Origin of the sequence: Collinsella aerofaciens (assembly GCF_040915545.1) — a bacterium.
GTDB lineage: Bacteria > Actinomycetota > Coriobacteriia > Coriobacteriales > Coriobacteriaceae > Collinsella > Collinsella aerofaciens_BE.
Genome location: NZ_JBCPDH010000011.1, coordinates 23,040 through 40,433, shown reverse-complemented (window position 1 = coordinate 40,433; position 17,394 = coordinate 23,040). Strand labels below are relative to the sequence as shown.

Annotated in this window: 13 protein-coding genes; 1 reads left to right on the top strand and 12 read right to left on the bottom strand. The window is 60.4% G+C overall.

All coding sequences use genetic code 11. From position 1 onward, the window contains the following. Positions 1-65: 65 nt before the first annotated feature. From AB5202_RS05230 to AB5202_RS05205, 6 genes are all read right to left on the bottom strand, one after another. Positions 66-1,076, bottom strand: a complete 1,011-nt coding sequence (locus AB5202_RS05230) for a LacI family DNA-binding transcriptional regulator (RefSeq protein ID WP_368143678.1) — start codon at positions 1,074-1,076, stop codon at positions 66-68. Positions 1,077-1,258: 182 nt separating this feature from the next. Continuing rightward, positions 1,259-2,677, bottom strand: a complete 1,419-nt coding sequence (locus AB5202_RS05225) for a 6-phospho-beta-glucosidase (RefSeq protein ID WP_040360109.1) — start codon at positions 2,675-2,677, stop codon at positions 1,259-1,261. A 146-nt stretch (positions 2,678-2,823) separates the two neighbouring features. After that, entirely contained in the window at positions 2,824-4,272 is a 1,449-nt protein-coding gene (locus AB5202_RS05220; RefSeq protein WP_138374337.1) for a PTS transporter subunit EIIC, read from the bottom strand. 70 nt (positions 4,273-4,342) lie between these two features. Beyond that, positions 4,343-5,182: a PRD domain-containing protein gene (locus AB5202_RS05215; RefSeq protein ID WP_229030469.1), complete on the bottom strand. Its 840-nt coding sequence runs from the start codon at positions 5,180-5,182 to the stop codon at positions 4,343-4,345. 241 nt (positions 5,183-5,423) lie between these two features. Then, positions 5,424-6,398, bottom strand: coding sequence for a nucleoside hydrolase (locus tag AB5202_RS05210; RefSeq protein WP_368143679.1), 975 nt, complete (start codon positions 6,396-6,398; stop codon positions 5,424-5,426). Between the two features lie 4 nt (positions 6,399-6,402). Next, positions 6,403-7,398, bottom strand: a complete 996-nt coding sequence (locus tag AB5202_RS05205) for a ribokinase (protein ID WP_368143680.1) — start codon at positions 7,396-7,398, stop codon at positions 6,403-6,405. Between the two features lie 186 nt (positions 7,399-7,584). Here AB5202_RS05205 and AB5202_RS05200 point away from each other — a divergent pair, with 186 nt between their 5' ends. Further along, positions 7,585-9,801 (top strand): acyltransferase family protein, encoded by a 2,217-nt coding sequence (locus tag AB5202_RS05200; RefSeq protein WP_368143682.1) that lies wholly within the window; start codon positions 7,585-7,587, stop codon positions 9,799-9,801. A gap of 544 nt (positions 9,802-10,345) precedes the next feature. On the opposite strand, the gene AB5202_RS05195 is transcribed toward AB5202_RS05200, so the two are convergent. The 6 genes from AB5202_RS05195 to AB5202_RS05170 form a co-directional block, all read right to left on the bottom strand. Beyond that, the gene (locus AB5202_RS05195) at positions 10,346-11,542 is read right to left on the bottom strand and encodes an Nramp family divalent metal transporter (protein WP_055252163.1); all 1,197 of its coding nucleotides are present in this window, start codon (positions 11,540-11,542) and stop codon (positions 10,346-10,348) included. A gap of 74 nt (positions 11,543-11,616) precedes the next feature. After that, entirely contained in the window at positions 11,617-13,461 is a 1,845-nt protein-coding gene (locus AB5202_RS05190; protein ID WP_368143684.1) for a magnesium transporter, read from the bottom strand. A gap of 328 nt (positions 13,462-13,789) precedes the next feature. Next, positions 13,790-15,196: a polysaccharide deacetylase family protein gene (locus tag AB5202_RS05185; protein ID WP_226812408.1), complete on the bottom strand. Its 1,407-nt coding sequence runs from the start codon at positions 15,194-15,196 to the stop codon at positions 13,790-13,792. Positions 15,197-15,268: 72 nt separating this feature from the next. After that, positions 15,269-16,024, bottom strand: coding sequence for a PRC-barrel domain-containing protein (locus AB5202_RS05180; protein WP_342996702.1), 756 nt, complete (start codon positions 16,022-16,024; stop codon positions 15,269-15,271). After that, positions 16,024-16,413 (bottom strand): YtxH domain-containing protein, encoded by a 390-nt coding sequence (locus AB5202_RS05175; RefSeq protein ID WP_035136593.1) that lies wholly within the window; start codon positions 16,411-16,413, stop codon positions 16,024-16,026. The genes AB5202_RS05180 and AB5202_RS05175 overlap by 1 nt, the downstream gene beginning before the upstream one ends. 136 nt (positions 16,414-16,549) lie before the next feature. Beyond that, entirely contained in the window at positions 16,550-17,383 is an 834-nt protein-coding gene (locus tag AB5202_RS05170) for a cyanophycin synthetase family protein (RefSeq protein ID WP_368143685.1), read from the bottom strand. Between the last annotated feature and the right edge of the window lie 11 nt (positions 17,384-17,394).

Here is a 17,394-nt window from a genome sequence, read left to right as displayed (position 1 = left end):
CCCAGAAAAATCATTCTAGGTAATCTAGAAGGACTTTTCCGCTCTGGGGTCTGGCGCCGTTCCGACTAGATCTCGCGCACGCTTTGGCGCTCGACAAAATAGGTCGATACGGCCGTCTTGCAGGTATAGCTCTTGGGATTGCGGATGTTGCCCACCAGGCGGCGCACCGCGATCTCGCCCACCTCGTGCTTGGGAACGTGCACCGTGGTGAGCGGCGGGTTGGAAAAGGCGCCCAACGACAGGTCGTCAAAGCCGATGATCGAGACATCCTCGGGCACGCGAATACCGTGCTCGTTGAGCGCGCGCATGGCGCCTACGGCGAGCACGTCGTTTTCGGCAAAGAAAGCCGTCGGCAGGTCGTCGCGCGAGACGCTGTCGAGCCATGCGCCCATGTCGCGATAAGCACCTTCGAGCGTGGTGCCCAGTGTGACGCGCCATGTCGGGTTGGCCTCAAGATCCGCGTCCTCAAGCGCTTGGCGATAGCCGCGCTCGCGGTCCTTAAAGTTGCGGATCCGAAGGTCGCCCGCCAGATAGCCGATTTGCCTGTGGCCTTTCTCGATAAGGTAGTCCACGGCACGCAGCACCGAATCGGTGTTGGCAATGACCACGGCATCAAAGTATTGACGATCGCTCCAGCCGTCGAGCACGATCAGGTGGGCGGCGGCGTTGGCGAACAGGGCGTAGTCCTCCTCGCCCAGCTCGGTACCCATCAGCACGATAGCGGCGGACGGATCGGCGATCAGGCCCTCGACCTGCGGGCGCACAGCGTCAAGATCGCTAAAGTCGAGCGTGACAAAGCTCGTGCTCATGCCGTGGCGACGCGCCTGGCGCTCCACGCCCTCGATGACCGCGGGATGGAAGGTGCTCTCGTCCAGGATGGCGGCCGTCTTGCGCGCAAGCACAAACTGGATGCTCTCGAGCTGCGTCGACTGCTGGTAGCCGAGCGACTGCGCACACTCCAGGATGACCTTGGCGGTCTCCTCGCTCACGCTGCGCTTGCGGTTGAGCGCGTTGGACACGGTTGCGGGCGAAAAGCCGGTAATGCGGCTGATCTCGCGGACGCTTGCTTTAGCCATCGTTCCCCCTAGCATCGGTCGCGGCCGAGCATCGTGGCTTGACCGCCCCGTGGCTCGGCAACTAAACGACCGCAAATTCAATCTAAACAGAAGAGTAAATGTTTATTAGCTAGTTTAGCCTGTTGTCAAGCAAAGTGGCGCGACTATTCCCCCAACGGGCGCATTTGTCCATCTTAACGTTATTACGCAAGGTCTTCGCCATTGCTTGCTATTACGCGTCGGTACCATTCGAAGCTTTTCTTTTTACGTCTCTCAAACGAGCCCGCACCGCTATCGTCTCGATCGACATAGATAAACCCGTAGCGCTTACGCATCTGTCCTGTGGCGACCGAAACCAAATCGATCGGGCCCCAACAGGTATATCCCATGAGTTCCACCCCGTCGAGCTCGACGGTCTCCCTCATCGCCTCGATGTGAGCCCGCAGGTATTCAACTCGATAGTCGTCTTCTATTTCACCCGAATCTTCCGGCACATCAGGAGCACCCAAACCGTTTTCGACGATGAACAGCGGCTTTTGATAGCGATCCCAGATTTCATTCATGGTGACGCGCAGCCCTTTGGGGTCGATAAACCTCCCCCAAGGCTCCTGTTTTAGATACGGATTAGGCGCCGAGCGAAGAAGGTTCGAATCGAACTGACCTTCCGCATGCGCTTTTGCGACGCGCGTCGAGTAATACGAAAACGAGACGAAATCGACCAGGTTTGCAGCCAGTACTTCGCGGTCATCATCCCGATAGGGCACCTCAAAACCATGGCGGGCGTATTCCTTGAGAACATAGCTCGGGTACGCACCGCGCACCTGGACGTCGGTAAACATGTAATGGCTGCGATTCTCAGCCTGCGCAGCCAGCACATCGTCCGGATCACATGTAGCCGGATAGAAGACACCTGCGTTGAGCATGCAACCGATCTTCGCCCCGGGGCACAGTTCATGACACGCCCCGACCGCACGGGCACTCGCAACCAATACATGGTGCACGGCCGTGTGAACCGTTGCATAGCGATTCTCCCCTTGCTCGAAGATGATCCCCGCCGCCATAAAGCACGCCTGCGTCATGATGTTGATCTCGTTAAAGGTCAGCCAATAATTGACCAATCCCCGATAGCGCTCGAACACGGTACGCGAATATCGATCGAACAGGTCGACCAACCTGCGATCGCGCCATCCGCCATACGCATCGACGAGATGCATGGGGACATCATAGTGGTTGAGCGTCACCAAAGGCTCAATGCCATGCGCGCGGCACGTCCTAAAAACATCCTCGTAAAAGGCAAGGCCTTCTTCATTGGGCTCGGCTTCGTCTCCTTTGGGAAAAATGCGGCTCCAGGCGATCGATAAGCGCAGGCATTTAAAACCCATCTGGGCAAACAGTTCAATATCCTGCTTGTACCTATGGTAAAAATCAATGCCTTTGCGAGCGGGATAGAAGCTGTCGGGTGCCAACGCACGCGGATCAAGGTCTCCCCGCATGACGTCCATGCGCTGATCGCCAAACGGCAGCATGTCGGAATTGGCTAAACCGCGACCGCCTTCGTTCCATCCTCCCTCGCACTGGTTTGCAGCCAGAGCCCCGCCCCATAAAAAATCTTCTCTAAACATTATGGTGTCGTCCTTTCTATCAAATTCCCGGCCCACGCTGTCGAACGCAACGGACTCGGCAAGTGCCGCGCAACAGCACAGTACCGTTGCGCGGCCAAGGGGTCGGACCGCGCAACGGCTGGGGAGCATATTTGTGCAGTAGCCTCTTATGCCTCGACGGATTCAACAGCCTCAGAATCGCCGCTCTTGGACTTCAACGGCATCTTCTCCTGTCCTTCAAATCCAAAAACCATCGCCAACGCAAACGTCACGGCACCGCCAGCAAGACACCCGATGGTGCCGGGGATGATATCCTGAGCAAACATGAGCACGTTCATCCATGGGAAACCAACGCCAGTGAAGATATAGACGTTGGCATGAAGAAGGCTTACCAGCAGACCACCGACAGCACCACCAATCATGTTCCAGGCAAGAGCTTTCTTGTCGCGAAACAGGATGCCGTAGATGATGGGCTCACTCACGCGACCGAAGGCATAGGTGATGAACAAGTTCCAGCCCGTGGCTCGATTCTCCTTGTCCTTAGCGCGCAGGCCATAGGCGAGCGCGATGGCAAGCGTGGTGTAGGCTACAACCGCGGCGCCGGGGTATAAGATGGCGTCGTAACCGTTCTGGAGCGCGGCGGGCAATATGGCGGTATAGATCGGCACGTGCATGCCGGTGGCGATGATCAGATTCCAGAATGCGCCGATAACCGCGGTCGCAGCGGGACCGGCAACAGAGGCGAGCCAAATGATGAAATCGGCCACAAGGCCCATGACAAATTGGACGGCAGGGCCGCAGAGGCACAGCGCGACCGGCAACATCACGAGCACCGTACCCACGGGTACGATCAGAACGCGCAACATATCAGGCGAGATCTTCTTAAAGAAGCGCTCAACATAGGACTGGGCCCAGGTGATCAAGATGACCGGAAGAACAGCCTGGGTGTAGTTGACGAGCTGCATGGGGATGCCGAAGACGCTGAAAGGCTTTCCGTCCTCAACAATAGCGAGCATGTCGGGGTAAATCATCACAACGGCGATGAGCAGTGCCAGCACAGGGCTCGTTTTGAACTTCTTAGCCGAACTGTAGGCAGCAAATACCGGGAAGTAATAGTACGCCGCATCGCCCACCAGGGAAAGGATCCGATACAGGTCGCTCGTTTCGGACATAAAACCGGCGCCTTCGGGCCCAAACAGAATGACGAGCATCTTGAAGATACCGGCGACACAAAAGATCGGAAGGATCGGGGTGATAGCGCCGCTCACGGCATCGAGCAGCTGATTGAAGAGGTGCTTGGGTGCCAAGCGCTCCTTCCAGCTAAGCTGAGGGCCATCGAGTTCCTCGTCAATCGATACCGTGACCTCGAATCCGCCCTGCTTACAAACCTCGTCGTAGACCTTGTCGACCGTGGGCCCGATCACCAGCTGCACCTGCCCTCCGGCGTGCACGACGCTGATGATAGACGAGATGTCCTCAAGCTTCTCATCATTCGAGAGGCTTTCATCCTTGAGGCTGAAGCGCAGGCGCGTCATGCAATGCGTAACCGAAGCCACGTTTTCCGCCCCGCCCACAGTGGAGAGAATCTGTTCTGCCACCTTTTTGTAATTTGCCATCATTGGCTCCTTTGCACAATCTTGGCTTACTGTTCGAATCGGCAAAGGTCATGCCCCGAATGGCTACGGGTTACAATCCTTTTTTGGAGATGATCCGGTTGAGATGGATCATCAGATAGAGTTCCTCCTCCTCGGAGAGCGTGGCGTCCCACGTTTCACGACAATAGGAACCGATATGCTTCACGCACTCTGCCAACTGCGGAAACTCCTCACGAAAGTTCTTGTACATCTGCATGTTGGCGCTGTTCAGCGACTCGCCGGCTTGAATGCGCTTGAACAGGTACCGCAGATGCGTGGCGAAGCGGGTGAAATCAAAGGAATCGCGGTCGACAATAATGCGGAAATCGCTTTCGAGAATCTCGATAACGTCCTCGAGCATATCGTCGAACTGCTTTGCGGGCTCGGCCGTGGCTTTGACGGCTTCAACAACCCGTGCGTTCACGAGATTCATCGCAATACTGGCAATCTCATCCTTGGGAAGCCGCTCTCCGAGCTCCTTCTCGAGTCGCATGACGATAAACTGGGCAGCCTTGTATTCCTTCGGATACGTCTCCCGCACTTCATAGGCAAGAGGCATCGCGATGCGGACCCCCTTTTGGGCTCGCGCAACGGCAAACGACAGGTGATCAGCCATGAACAGCGTCGCATTGGTCGAGAGGTCGTAGGGCAGTTCGTTGGCAACGATGTCCATAACTTTCGCCGCAAACATCACGATATCCGAGGGAAGATCCCTCATGACATCTTGTCCTTTAGGATCAATGTCGTAAAACGTATGCTCGATTTTAGAAAGAGGGAGCTCTCGAGGAAAATCTCCGCCGAAACCGACGCCCCTGCCCATGGCGATGACATCTCGCCCCTGTCCGTCACGGCAAAGAACCGCGTTGTTGTTAAGCTTTTTAATTGCAAGCATGGTGAACCTCCTTTCAAGAACACTCACAGAAAAAGGCATGATAGCCAATAGCAGTGCTATTGCGGTCATGCCTTACGTAACAATCCGTGTTGTATTGCTCTTGGGCATGCCTCCACACAGGAGTAACAATCCAAGATGCAAAATGCGCTCTCCCCGCCCCGGGGACCATCGGGCTGGCGAACGGTAGATGTCGGCCCGCCAGCGGCCACATCGAGCAGATGGGCGTGCTTCGATCCCGAGCCTAGCCTAGGATGCGGGCCATGCGCGCCTTGAACTCGGACAGAAAGCGCGGGGCATCCACGGTGAGCGCCACGAGCGCGCTCTTATCCGGGTCGGACAGTCGGTGTTCGTCGCAGATAGTGCGGCCGCGATACTCGCCCAGCAGATCCACGCGCAGATTGCAGCCGAGCGCGCCCACGAGCGTTGGATCAATCGCCACGGCAACCGCCAGCGGATCGTGCAGCGCGCAGCCGCCCAGGTAGGGGGCGTTCATCTCGTACGAACCAATGTAGTGCTCGACCATGCTCGCAAACGCGCAACCGGCCATGGTGCCCGAGCCCGTCCAGCCGGCAATGTCGCGGCGCGTGAGCACCACGCGATGCGTCACATCCAGACCCACCATAGTGAGCTTGCGGCCCGAGCGCAGCACGGCATCGGCCGCCTCGGGATCGCTTGCCATGTTGGCCTCGGCGCCCGCGCTCACGTTTCCGGGCACGGTAAGCGCACCGCCCATCACGACCACGCGACCGATAGACATCATCGCCGCCGCATCGCGCTCCAAGGCAAGTGCCAGGTTGGAGAGCGGACCGGTCGCCACGTAGATTAGATCGGGGCCATAGGTGCGCGCGGCATCGATCAGATAATCGACCGCCGCGTTACCGTCGGCCGACGTCGCCCCCACCGGCTCGTACGGCGACGCGGGCACGCTCGCCCCGCCAATGCCGTTCTTGCCGTGGATGAGCGTGGTGGACGCCGGCGGTGTATAGGGCTCAGTCGCCTTAATGGGACGATCGGCGCCTAGGTACACCGGAACCTCGGGGCGACCCAGCAGATCGAGCACCGCCAGGCAGTTGTGCGCCGATTGCTCGACGCGCACGTTGCCAAAGCACGTGGTGATGCCCACCAGCTCCACCTCGGGGCTCGCGATGGCATAGGCAAGCGCCATCGCATCGTCCACACCCATATCCAGATCAAGGATCAGCTTCTTGGTTGCCATTGTTCTACTCCGCTTCTCCGTCTTGTACTAAATCGTCTAAATCAAACACGCGCTCTACTTCGACTCGCGTGGGAATCGACTGTTGAGCGCCCAGGCGCGACACCGTCACCGCCGAGGCGCGAGCACCCGCGGCCATGCACTCAAAGAGCGGCAAGCCCTCTAGACGAGCCGCCGCCAACGCGCCGATAAACGTATCGCCGGCGGCCGTGGTATCGACTACCGTGCTCGAAAGTGCCGGCATGCGCAGCAGCTCACCGCCATCGCCGAGCGTAACCGACCCGGCGCCGCCCAGCGTGATGACCGCAGCTCCGGCACCCTTGGCGAGCAGGGCATTGAGCGCCGCGACGCAGCTCGCATCATCCGCGGGCAAGATGCCCGTCAGCACCTGGCATTCGGTCTCGTTGGGACAAACCAGGTCGACCGCAGGCCAGGCCTCCGCAGGCAACTCGCAGGCAGGCGCTGGATTAAAGACCGTATAGAATCCCAGCTCGTGAGCGCAAACAAGTGCCTCGGCCGTCGCTGCAAGGTCACATTCGCCCTGGGCGATAAAGACGCTTCCGGCAGCCGGGACAATATCGCTGGCGTCGCCGTCGAGCTCATCGGCCACCAGACAACGCAGGGCGCAGGCCACATCCTCGCCCGCAAGCGCGTGGTTGGCGCCCGGCGACAGCACGATGCGGTTGTCGCTCTCGCAGCGAATGATAGTCGCGGTACCGGTCTCCACGTCATCGCGACGCGCCACAAACTCAACGCCCACGCCGGCATCCTGAAGCCCCGCCACGAGCGCATCGCCAAACGCATCGCGCCCGACCGCGCCAATCATGCACGTGCGCGCACCCATGCGCGCGGCGGCGACGGCCTGGTTAGCGCCCTTGCCACCGGCGTTGGTGATAAAACCGCTGCCACCAACGGTCTCGCCCGCGCGTGGCATGCGCTCGCACGCCACCGAAAGGTCCATGTTCATGCTGCCGAACACCGCAACGATGCCGCGATCTGCCATGGAAACCTCCTCATCCGCGGGCCTTATGCCCACCGTCGGCCGTCGATCGTGCGCCCTCGCACCTCTATAACTTTAGTTCACTTTGATGTGAACGCGCCCTTGAGGTTGCGCCAGCAGCAAGCATTCACAGGAGCAGGCAGCTACAATGAATATGTGCTGATTATTCTCGTCATTGGATGATGTTTTATGGAGCAATTCCCACAATCGAGCCCACGCGGCCCGCGCCGCGCGCCCGATAACCAGGCGCCGCACGAACGCCCGCGCGCCGACCGCCGCACCGGCGAGTCGCGACGCGGCCCAAGCCCGCATCGAACGCCCACCAACAAGGGCGCCCACACCAACAGCGCCGCAAAAGAGCAGACGCCCGCTCGTCCCAAGTCCCGCTACATTCCTGCGCTCGACGGCCTGCGCACGCTTGCCGTCGTCGCGGTGGTGCTCTATCACCTCAACCTCACGTGGGCTCAGGGCGGCCTGCTCGGCGTCACGATCTTCTTTGTGCTTTCGGGCTATCTGATCACGCGCTTGCTGCTCAACGAAGTCGCCAAGACCGGCCGCATCGACCTTAAGAGCTTCTGGATTCGCCGCATCCGTCGCCTGGTCCCCGCCGTGGTAACGGTAGTGTTCGTGACCTGCGCGCTGTGCACCATCTTTAACCACGTGATGCTCACCAAGATGCGCCCCGACATCCTGCCGTCGCTGCTGTTCTTCAATAACTGGTGGCAGATTACCCAAAACGTCTCGTATTTCAATGCCCTGGGCGACCCCTCGCCGCTCACGCACTTTTGGTCGCTTGCCATCGAGGAACAGTTCTACCTAATTTGGCCGCCACTGCTGTTTGCCATGGTATCCATGCATGTGAGCAAGCCCAACACGCGCCGCGTGGTTCTGGGCCTTGCCGCGGTTTCTGCCCTTGCCATGACGGTGCTTTACAACCCCGCCGCCGACCCCAGCCGCGTGTACTACGGCACCGACACCCGCGTGTTCTCGCTGCTGCTGGGTGCCTGGATGGCCTTTATCCCCGATCGCGACCTGGCGCCGGTGCGACTCGCTCATCGTTTGGGGTTCAATCGCCTGGCTGGCGCCGCCAAGCACGGCAAGAACGCCGAGGACAAGCCTGGCGAGAAGACCGACGAATCAGCCGAGACCACCCCGGCACAGCCGAGCGCCCTCGTACGCTTTTGGTCCTCGCCCGCATCCATCGATGTGTTGGGTGTCGTGGGCCTGGCTGGCCTTGCCGCCATGGTCGCGCTCACCAACGGCTACACCGCGTTCCAGTATCGCGGAGGCACGCTGTTATGCTCCATCCTCACGCTCATGGTCATCGCGGCCTGTGTGCAGCCCCAGGGAATGGTTGCCCGCGCGCTGTCCGCCGAGCCGCTCGTGTGGGTTGGCAAGCGCTCGTACAGTATCTACCTGTGGCACTATCCGCTGCTGTTGCTCATGAACCCGGTCGCCAACATCAACGATACGCCCTGGTGGCAGTACATTTTGCAGGTGCTGCTGGTGGTCGCCGTAGCCGAGTGTTCCTATCGCTTTATCGAAACGCCATTTAGGAAGGGTGCCTTCGGCCGCACCGTCGCCGAATTCCGCGATGGCACCACCACGCCCGCCAACTGGGCACGCGCGCACGTCCCCGTCTGCGCAGCCTGCGCTGTCGTGTTGGTCGTTGCACTGGGCGGTCTGATCTTTGTGCCCGAGACGTCTGCGCTGAGCGGCAAGGGCGCCGAAGTTCTGAACAAGGAAGCCGAAAACACCGCGCCCACCGACCAGCAAGCGGCCGACGACACCGACAAGGACAACGACGGCTTCCCCGATGGCTCCTACGACCTGTTGATGATCGGCGACTCCGTGTCGCTGCGCGCCGTTGATTCCTTTGACGGCGTGTTCCCGCACAGCCATATCGATGCCGAAAAGGGCCGCCAGTTTGATGCGGGCCGCGCGACATTTGAGGGCTATATCCAGCAGAACCTTGCCGGCAAGATCGTGGTCTTTGCCCTGGGCACCAACGGTTTGGTAACGGACGCCCAGGTTGACGCGATTATGGCCGACGCCGGCGAGCAGCGTATCGTCGTGTTTGTAAACACACGTAGCCCGCAGCCGTGGGTCGGGTCCACGAACCAGGCCATCGCCAACGCCGCCACGCGCTACAAGAATGTACGCGTTATCGACTGGTACGGGCACAGCGCCAACCGCAACGACCTGTTCGACGGCGACGGCACGCACCTGTCGACTACCGGCGTGACCGAGTACCTCAACCTGATCCACGATGCGGTCAAGAAAGACCTGCCCGTGCACCCCGAAGACCACGTCAACGATCCGCAGCCGGCAGCCGTCAAGTCCGCCGCTGACGCACTCGTCAATGCCCTCGCCTACAAGCCGCACAAGCTGGGCATCGACAAGTAACGCGCAGCAAAATCTGCGTACACCCGCAGGGGGCGTCGGCCACGGCCGACGCCCCCTGCGGCAGTTAGGGACACTCCTTTTGCACCAGCACCCGGAAGCACTCCTGGCGCAGCCAATGAAGACCTCTACGGATGAATTCCAAGCCGCTCCGCCCCTCCAGACATCGTTTCCGTGCCTCGCGCCTGCCCCAAACAATCAAAACAAGCCCTTTTCGCCGCAACCTCAAAGGCCTGTGGGCAAAAAAGGACAAATATGAGTACTGTTACCATTTTAGTAGCAGGCAAAACCACCCAAATTGACGTTCGGGCGACCCCTATAACCCCCTAAAGCAGCCAACCCGACTGGTTTAAGGCGTATTGAAGCCAATTTTAATGAACATACTATAGGTTATGTTCATTATCTTTTTGGATGTAAATGCTATTCACTTAGCAACAGTACTCATATTTGGCATTTTTTGCCCACCGCCATATAACTAACGCCCTATAGCAGACAAAAAACAGGCCGCAGCCCATCGCTGCGGCCTGTTCGGAAGCAAAAGTGGGCGCTACGCGCTGTAGCCCATCGCTTGCAGCACAAACATGACGACCGTCAGCACCGTAATCACGCCGATAGTCGCCCAAGTGAGCACGTTCCATACGCGGCCGTTGCGGTTGGCGCCCATAATGTGGCGATCCGCCGCGATAACCACCTGGAATACCAAGACTACGGGCAGCAGCACGCCGTTGATGACCTGCGAGGTCATCATAATCTGGAACAAATCGACGCCAGGCATGAGCACCAACACGGCAGAAATGCCGATGATGGCCGTAATGATGCCGCGGTAAACCGGGGCCTCGTCCCAGCTGCGATCGGCGCCGCGCTCCCAACCAAAAGCCTCGCAGATGGCACTCGACGTAACGCCCGGCAGCACGCAGGCAGCCAAAAAGCTAGCTGCGACCAGGCCCGAGGCAAACAGCACCGTGGACCACTGGCCCGCGATGGGCTCCAGCGCGCGGGCGGCATCGGCGGCATCGCTAATCTGAATACCCGCCGGGAACAGCACCGTACCGGTCGTGATAATAATGAAGCCCGCAATGATATCAGCAGCGATCGAGCCGCTCACGGTATCAATACGCTGCAGCACGATGTCGTCCTCGCCCGCATTCTTATCGACCACGTTGTTCTGAGCCAAGAAGATCATCCACGGTGCGATGGTGGTACCGATTGTTGCGACCACAAGCGACACGTAGCTGGGATCATTCTGAATATTGGGGACGACCAAGTCGACCGCGACCTCGCCCCAGTTGGGGCCGGCCATAAACGCGGCGACGATGTAGGTCACGAACACGCAGCTTACCAGCAGCAAAATCTTCTCGATGCGCTGGAAACTGCCCGACATGGTAAGCATCCACACCAGCAGCGCCACGAGCGGCACCGAGATGCTCGCCGGAACGCCAAACAGAGCAAGGCCACTCGCGATACCCGCGAACTCCGAGATGGTCACCGCCGTATTGGCGATCAATAGCGCCGCCATGGCCAGCACGCTCTTGCGCACGCCAAAGCGCTCGCGAATGAGCGACGCCAGGCCCTTACCCGTGACGCATCCGCAGCGCGCCGCGGTCTCCTGCGTCACGATGAGCAGCACGGTCATGACGGGAAGCATCCAGAGCATCTTATAGCCATAGCTGGCGCCCGCGCTGGAATACGTGGCGATGCCGCCGGCGTCATTGCCCGAAAGCGCCGCCAGAAGACCGGGGCCCATGGCGCCAAAGATGGCCGCGATGGTCAGCTTTTGCTTGGTGCTCGGCTTTTGCTTCGTATTTTGCACGCGACCACCTACCCCATGACCGACATGGTGAGCAGCACCGCGGCGATGCAGTACGCCACACACGAGATCATGACGGCGATGACGTTCATGGCAGTACCCGACGTATTGAGGTCGTGCTCATCGCGCCAGAACAGCACCATCAGGTAAATCACGGCGCTCATGTTGCCAACCAGGCAAATGACGGCAGCGATATTAAAGCAACCGGTAAAGAGCTGCTCCTCAAACATAGTGGCATCGGGGAACGCGGCGGTGCGCACCAGCTGCGCGCACAGGTAGGTCACGAGCGAAAGGATCAGGCCCATACCCGTGCTCTGGAAGAAGAATCCCAGGTACGGTTTGGGCTCGTCGTCGTGACCGTCGTACTCGAGAAAATAGTTCTTGACGAACGACACCATGCGCGAGGCAGCCAGCAGCACGAGCGGCATGGCGCACATGGGGAACACCACCAGATGCGCGGAGCCCAGCGCCGTCCCCAGCACGGTCGCCATAATGCACGAGGCGATGCCCCACACGACGACCCAGTACTGACGATGCACGAACCAGCTGAGCACGTTCGTCGAGTCGTCCGACGCGCTATCGCCCGAGCCGACACCGGCGATCTGCAGGTCCTCCTGATGCTCCTCGGCAATAACGTCCATGGCGTCGTCGAAGGTTACGATACCCAGGATATGACGGTTCTCGTCGCAGACAGGGATGGCAACCAGGTCGTACTTGGTCATCTCGTCCGTCACGTCTTCCTGGTCCTCGTCGGGCGACACATAGACCAGGTCGCGATAGGCCAGCTGACCCAGCGTGGCGTCGCGGTCGGCTACGATCAGCGTGCGCAGCGAAAGCACGCCGGTCAGCATGCCGCTCGGATCCTCGGTATAGACGTAGTAGACGCTCTCGAAGTCCTCGTCGAGCTCGCGAATCGCCTCGATGGCGTCACCGACCGTTGCCGTGGCGGGCAGGGAGACAAACTCCGAGGTCATGATGCGGCCGGCGGTGTTGTCCTCATACCCCAGCAGGTTACGAATCGCCTTCTCCTCCTTGACGCCCATCAGGCGCAGGAGCTTCTCGGCCTTCTCGTAATCGAGCTCGTCGATCAGGTCAGCTGCATCGTCCGGGTCCATCATGGCCAGCATCGACGATGCGTCCGTGTCGGACAGGCCCTCGAGCATCTCGGTCATAAGCTCGTCGTCATCGAACTCCGAGATGGCCTCGGCGGCCTGGGCAGTATCGAGCTGCGCAAACACCTGCGCACGTAGGCGCGGGTCGAGCTGCTCGATAATATCGGCGATGTCGGCAGGGTGCAGCTCGCCGAGCGTCTTGTGCGACACCGAAAGTTGAATGTTCTTGGTCGAGCGGTCGAGCAGGTCCATGTAGGACCAAGCGATGATGTCCTCACTGAGCGGCTTGCCCAGGTGCTTCATAAAGCCTTCGACGATATGCTCGAGCGCGGGGCTGATGGCGCGTAGCAGACCGCGGGCACCGACCTCGGCGCCCAGCAGGCGCAGCTGATTTTCGCCCGACATGGAAAACTTGATGTCGTTGACGCGCACGACCTTCATGCCCTGCGTGTCGACAATCTGCTTGTTGAGCACGTCACGGGCAAGCAAGAGTTCGGTCGGTTGCAGGTACGAAAAGCGAATTTCGGTAGCCGACGTCTTAAGGTGTACGCCCGTCTCGTCGATACGGTCGACCCATTTGCGCCAGCTGATCATAAACGGCGTCTTGCCGGGGCCGCGGAACGCGAGCGACGTCACGTGCGGAAAAACTTCGCCGGTAGCAATGCCAAAATCGTTGACCACGCCGAGCTTTTCGCCGTCGACGTCCAAGACCGGCAATTTGAGCATCTCACTCAGATAATTCAATGGTGCTCCCCATCATTATTCCCCCGGACGCGGCCGCGCGTGCGGCGTCCGGGGGCTTCTGGATATGTATACGCATGCGCGGGCGGCACGCCGCTCGACGCTTACACCCCGTGCATGCGCAAAAAGCACCTGCACGGGGTCATCGACTGTATGGTCGAGGTTTGGATTTCACCTGTAACCTTTCTCTTGACCCTCATTAACCGCAGTAACTATAGCATCAGCATCGCCCTGCGGCATCGAATTTATGCGCTGCACATTGCAGGCATACCAAACGCTGACGCATCCGTGACATAGCCGTTGGGGACGTTCTTAAACGACTACCCAATGACTACTCTGTGGTGTCGTCGTCCTCGGCAAGTTGGGGGAACACGGCGTCCTTGGGCATGGTGACCTTCGTCAGCGAGGTGAGCTTTTTGCTCAGCGACGTGTCCGTCTTGACCAGGTCGCTGAGCGTCACGATCTTGTAGCCGTCGGCAATGAGTCCGTCGATAATCTGCGGCAGCGCCTCGAGCGTCTGCTCGGCGCATTCGTCTCTATCGGTGAGCAGCACGATATTGCCCGGCGTCACCGAATCGAGCACCGTCGAGACCTGCTCGTCGGCACCGTTGAGCAGCCAGTCGCCCGAGTCAATATTCCACGAGACCACGGCGGAGACCAGGTCCATCGCATCAATCCAGTTTTGTTCGTCAAAGGCAGCGTAGGGAGCACGCAGCAGCATCGTCTTCACGCCGGTCGCCGACTTAATCGCATCGGTGCCTTTCGTGATCTGTTCGCGTACCGCCTCACGGTCCTGACCCTTGAGCGAATCGTCGCTGTAGCTGTTGGATCCGATCTCGCACCCGGCGTCGACAATCGCCTTGGCCGTGGCAGGCGAGGCCTCGGCCGCATCGCCCGAAAGGAAGAACGTCGCGGTGACGCCCTTTTCCTTGAGCACCTGCAAGATCTGTTTGGTGGCGCCGCTCGGACCCTCGTCAAACGTCAGTGCCACGTACTTTTTGTTGCCCTTGGGCGCCACGCTGGCGCACGCAACAACGCAATCGGTGGCGGGCACAACCTCGCCGCGGTCTTGCGTCTTGCCTGACTGCTCACCAACCCACACCTCGGATCGGCCCTGGACACCCCATGTCTGCACATACTCGATAGCGCCCGTGCCCTCGACCTTGAGCTTGGGCTCGATAACCGTAGCCTGAACCTCGTGCTTCTCGTAAGTGTTACGGCCATCCTTGACCGTCACCTTCTCGCCGCCCTCAAGTTCGCGGCTATCCCATTTGCCCTGTTTCACGCGCTTGCCGTCGACCTTCACCGACAGCTTTTCGCCCCCATGGCGCTTGAGCACGCTGTCATCGACGGCCAGCAGGTCGCCTGCGTCGTAGGTGTCAGTCAACTCCTGGTCGTCGATGAGATTCTGCAGCGTAGAGCCCACACGCACCGCGGTCTTCTGGCCGTTGAGCTCCACGTCCACACTGCGGTTGACGTAGCCCACGACGGCAGCGATAAACAGCACGAGCGCACAGCCCACGGCAATGAGCGCATAGGGCAGGCGAGACGAACGACGGGGCGTACGGCTGTTGCCGATGCGAGCGCTGCGGTCGCTAAAGCCGCGGCTATGGTTGAGATACATCGCGCCGGGCTTACGGTGACGCTTGCGCTGACCGCTGGGCAGCTGCCCCAGGTCGCGGCGCGCCGTCGGACGCGCACCCGAACGCCCGTTTAAGTTGGATCCGTTTTGGCGCATGTGCCCTCCCCCATAAACACAGCAAGCCGGAGCAACAGGTCTCCGGCTTGCCTCCCATCATTTGGTACGTCGCTATTTTGTAGCTTTTGACGAGCCTCCGCTCGCCTTTTGGTATTCGTCCTTAAAGGCCTTGAACATGCCGCGCGTCTTGCCGAGCTGCTTGCCCAGTGCGCGACTGCCCTTGTCCACGGCAACCGATCCCTTGTCGTCGAGCACCTTGGCGCCCTTTTTGACCTTGTCGCCCACCACGACGCTGGCCTCGGCGGCCTTGGCAGCCGCACCGCCCGAATACCCGAGCGACTTGACCTCGTCTGAGACGACCATCGCGCCGTTCTCGTAGCCGCGCAGCATCGTCGGCGGCACCTGCGTGTCACCAACCAAAACACTCGAAGCAGCACCGGCAGTCACATAGAATGCCTGCACGATGCCCGAGCGTGGCTTGAACTCCACATCCGAGCAATAGCCCACGACGTCGCCCGATTCCGTGCGCACGTCCATACCGACCCAGATGATGCAATCGTCCAGGTTGATGTCGAGGCGCTTGGCAGCGGCGGCATCGTAGGTGCCCTTGACGTCATCGACCGCAATGGCGCCCTCGTAGACACCAATGGCGTCGAGCGCTACAAATCGGTCGGGACGCTCGATCATGCCCGCGATATCGGACTGGCGGACCATAAAGCCGACCACGCGCGTACCACCCGGGGTAAAGACCGGAAAGTGAATCTTTCCGAGCTTTTTAGGGCTGCGCGGCGTGCCGTCCTTTTTGGTGCGCTTGTCCTCGGTAGGCTTGCGATAGATCTTGGCGCCGACAAAATCCCCGGCGCGCATTATGCCTCGGTCGAGGGCTCCGCAGCCTCGGTATCAGCCTCGACGGCGTTCTCGACCACGACGTCGGCGGCAGGCGTCACGTTGCCGCCCGAAATGGCGTCGTTGAGCTGCTCGCGCAGCTGGTCCATGCGCTCGCGGGCCAGATCGACCTTGGCGCGCAGGTCATCGGTCTTGGCGTCGACCATCGGGCCAAAGTCATTCACCGCAGCACGGGCCTCCTCGGCGCTGTGCTCGTAGGTGTCGCGCATATTGTCCCAGGCGTCGTTGGCGATATCGGCAGCCATGGCGCGGGTCTCGGCGCCCGAGCGCGGGGCCAGAGCAACGCCGACAATAGCGCCGGCAGCGGCACCAAAAAGTGCGCCGGAGACAAAGCTGAAAGTCTTACCCATGATCATTCCTCTCCTGCGGGCACGTCGGTGCCCACCGTTTGAATGCTGTCCATTATACCCGCAGCGCATCACTTGCCGCTCCGCTCATCTGCGTACGGCAAAGGCGCAGGTACGTGATGGTGATAAACGCGTAGGCCTACTCCTGAGGCATAGCCGGCATGGCCATCGTGGCACCCGGGTCCTCGCCGGCGCCGTCCACGAGCGGCAGGCCGCCCTCATGCGCAGGTCCTGCCGGAACCGTCGCAGCACCGCCAAAGACGGCAGCGGATGCCTCGTGGTTCTCGGCAACCGCGCCCTCGGTATCAATCGCCACCTGGGGCTCGTCGTCAAAGTTGGGGACGCCCTGGGGCTCGGCGGGAACGGGCTCGGCGGTCGCATCGGCAACGAGCTCGGCGTCGACCGGCACATCGCCCTCGTCAGCGCCCTCGTCCTCGGCAGCATCTTCGCCGTTCGCAGCGGCGACGGCCTCGCGAGGATCCTTGCCCTCGGCCTCGGCGCGCATGCCCAACACCAGGTTGCGCAGACCCGCGACCGTGCCTTCCACGTCGGGGGCAGGCTGGTCGGCGTGCAGGTACGCCCAGTCCATCATAAAGGTGGCCGAAGACAGCGCACCGATGGCCAGCGCGTCGTCGGGGCACGAAAGCTCAACCTCAAAGACGCGCTCGTCGTGCTCGCTTACGCGCGTGCGGCCGCACGAGATGCTACCGGCAAGACCGGTCTCGTTCATGAGCTCGACCGTCACATGCTCAAGCAGATGGCAAAGCTCGGTCTGGCCCATGCAGTCCTGGAACTCGCGGCCGGAATCACCCAGGCACAGGTGCTTGGCAATCGCCGGCACCAGGTAATACACGCGCGCCGTAGCCTCGATATCCTCCGAGGTCATGAGCGGCATGCCGGGGTTCACCAGCACGTGCGCGCAGATCTTGTCCTCGCTGACGGTGACCTTAAGGATGTTAAACAGGCCTGCCATAACTCTCCCCT

Bases quoted from the DNA above. Each gene is read 5' to 3' on its own strand.
- AB5202_RS05230 (WP_368143678.1), bottom strand. From the start codon at position 1,076: ATGGCTAAAGCAAGCGTCCGCGAGATCAGCCGCATTACCGGCTTTTCG.
- AB5202_RS05225 (WP_040360109.1), bottom strand. From the start codon at position 2,677: ATGTTTAGAGAAGATTTTTTATGGGGCGGGGCTCTGGCTGCAAACCAG.
- AB5202_RS05220 (WP_138374337.1), bottom strand. From the start codon at position 4,272: ATGGCAAATTACAAAAAGGTGGCAGAACAGATTCTCTCCACTGTGGGC.
- AB5202_RS05215 (WP_229030469.1), bottom strand. From the start codon at position 5,182: ATGCTTGCAATTAAAAAGCTTAACAACAACGCGGTTCTTTGCCGTGAC.
- AB5202_RS05210 (WP_368143679.1), bottom strand. From the start codon at position 6,398: ATGGCAACCAAGAAGCTGATCCTTGATCTGGATATGGGTGTGGACGAT.
- AB5202_RS05205 (WP_368143680.1), bottom strand. From the start codon at position 7,398: ATGGCAGATCGCGGCATCGTTGCGGTGTTCGGCAGCATGAACATGGAC.
- AB5202_RS05200 (WP_368143682.1), top strand. From the start codon at position 7,585: ATGGAGCAATTCCCACAATCGAGCCCACGCGGCCCGCGCCGCGCGCCC.
- AB5202_RS05195 (WP_055252163.1), bottom strand. From the start codon at position 11,542: ATGGGCCCCGGTCTTCTGGCGGCGCTTTCGGGCAATGACGCCGGCGGC.
- AB5202_RS05185 (WP_226812408.1), bottom strand. From the start codon at position 15,196: ATGCGCCAAAACGGATCCAACTTAAACGGGCGTTCGGGTGCGCGTCCG.
- AB5202_RS05180 (WP_342996702.1), bottom strand. From the start codon at position 16,024: ATGCGCGCCGGGGATTTTGTCGGCGCCAAGATCTATCGCAAGCCTACC.
- AB5202_RS05175 (WP_035136593.1), bottom strand. From the start codon at position 16,413: ATGGGTAAGACTTTCAGCTTTGTCTCCGGCGCACTTTTTGGTGCCGCT.
- AB5202_RS05170 (WP_368143685.1), bottom strand. From the start codon at position 17,383: ATGGCAGGCCTGTTTAACATCCTTAAGGTCACCGTCAGCGAGGACAAG.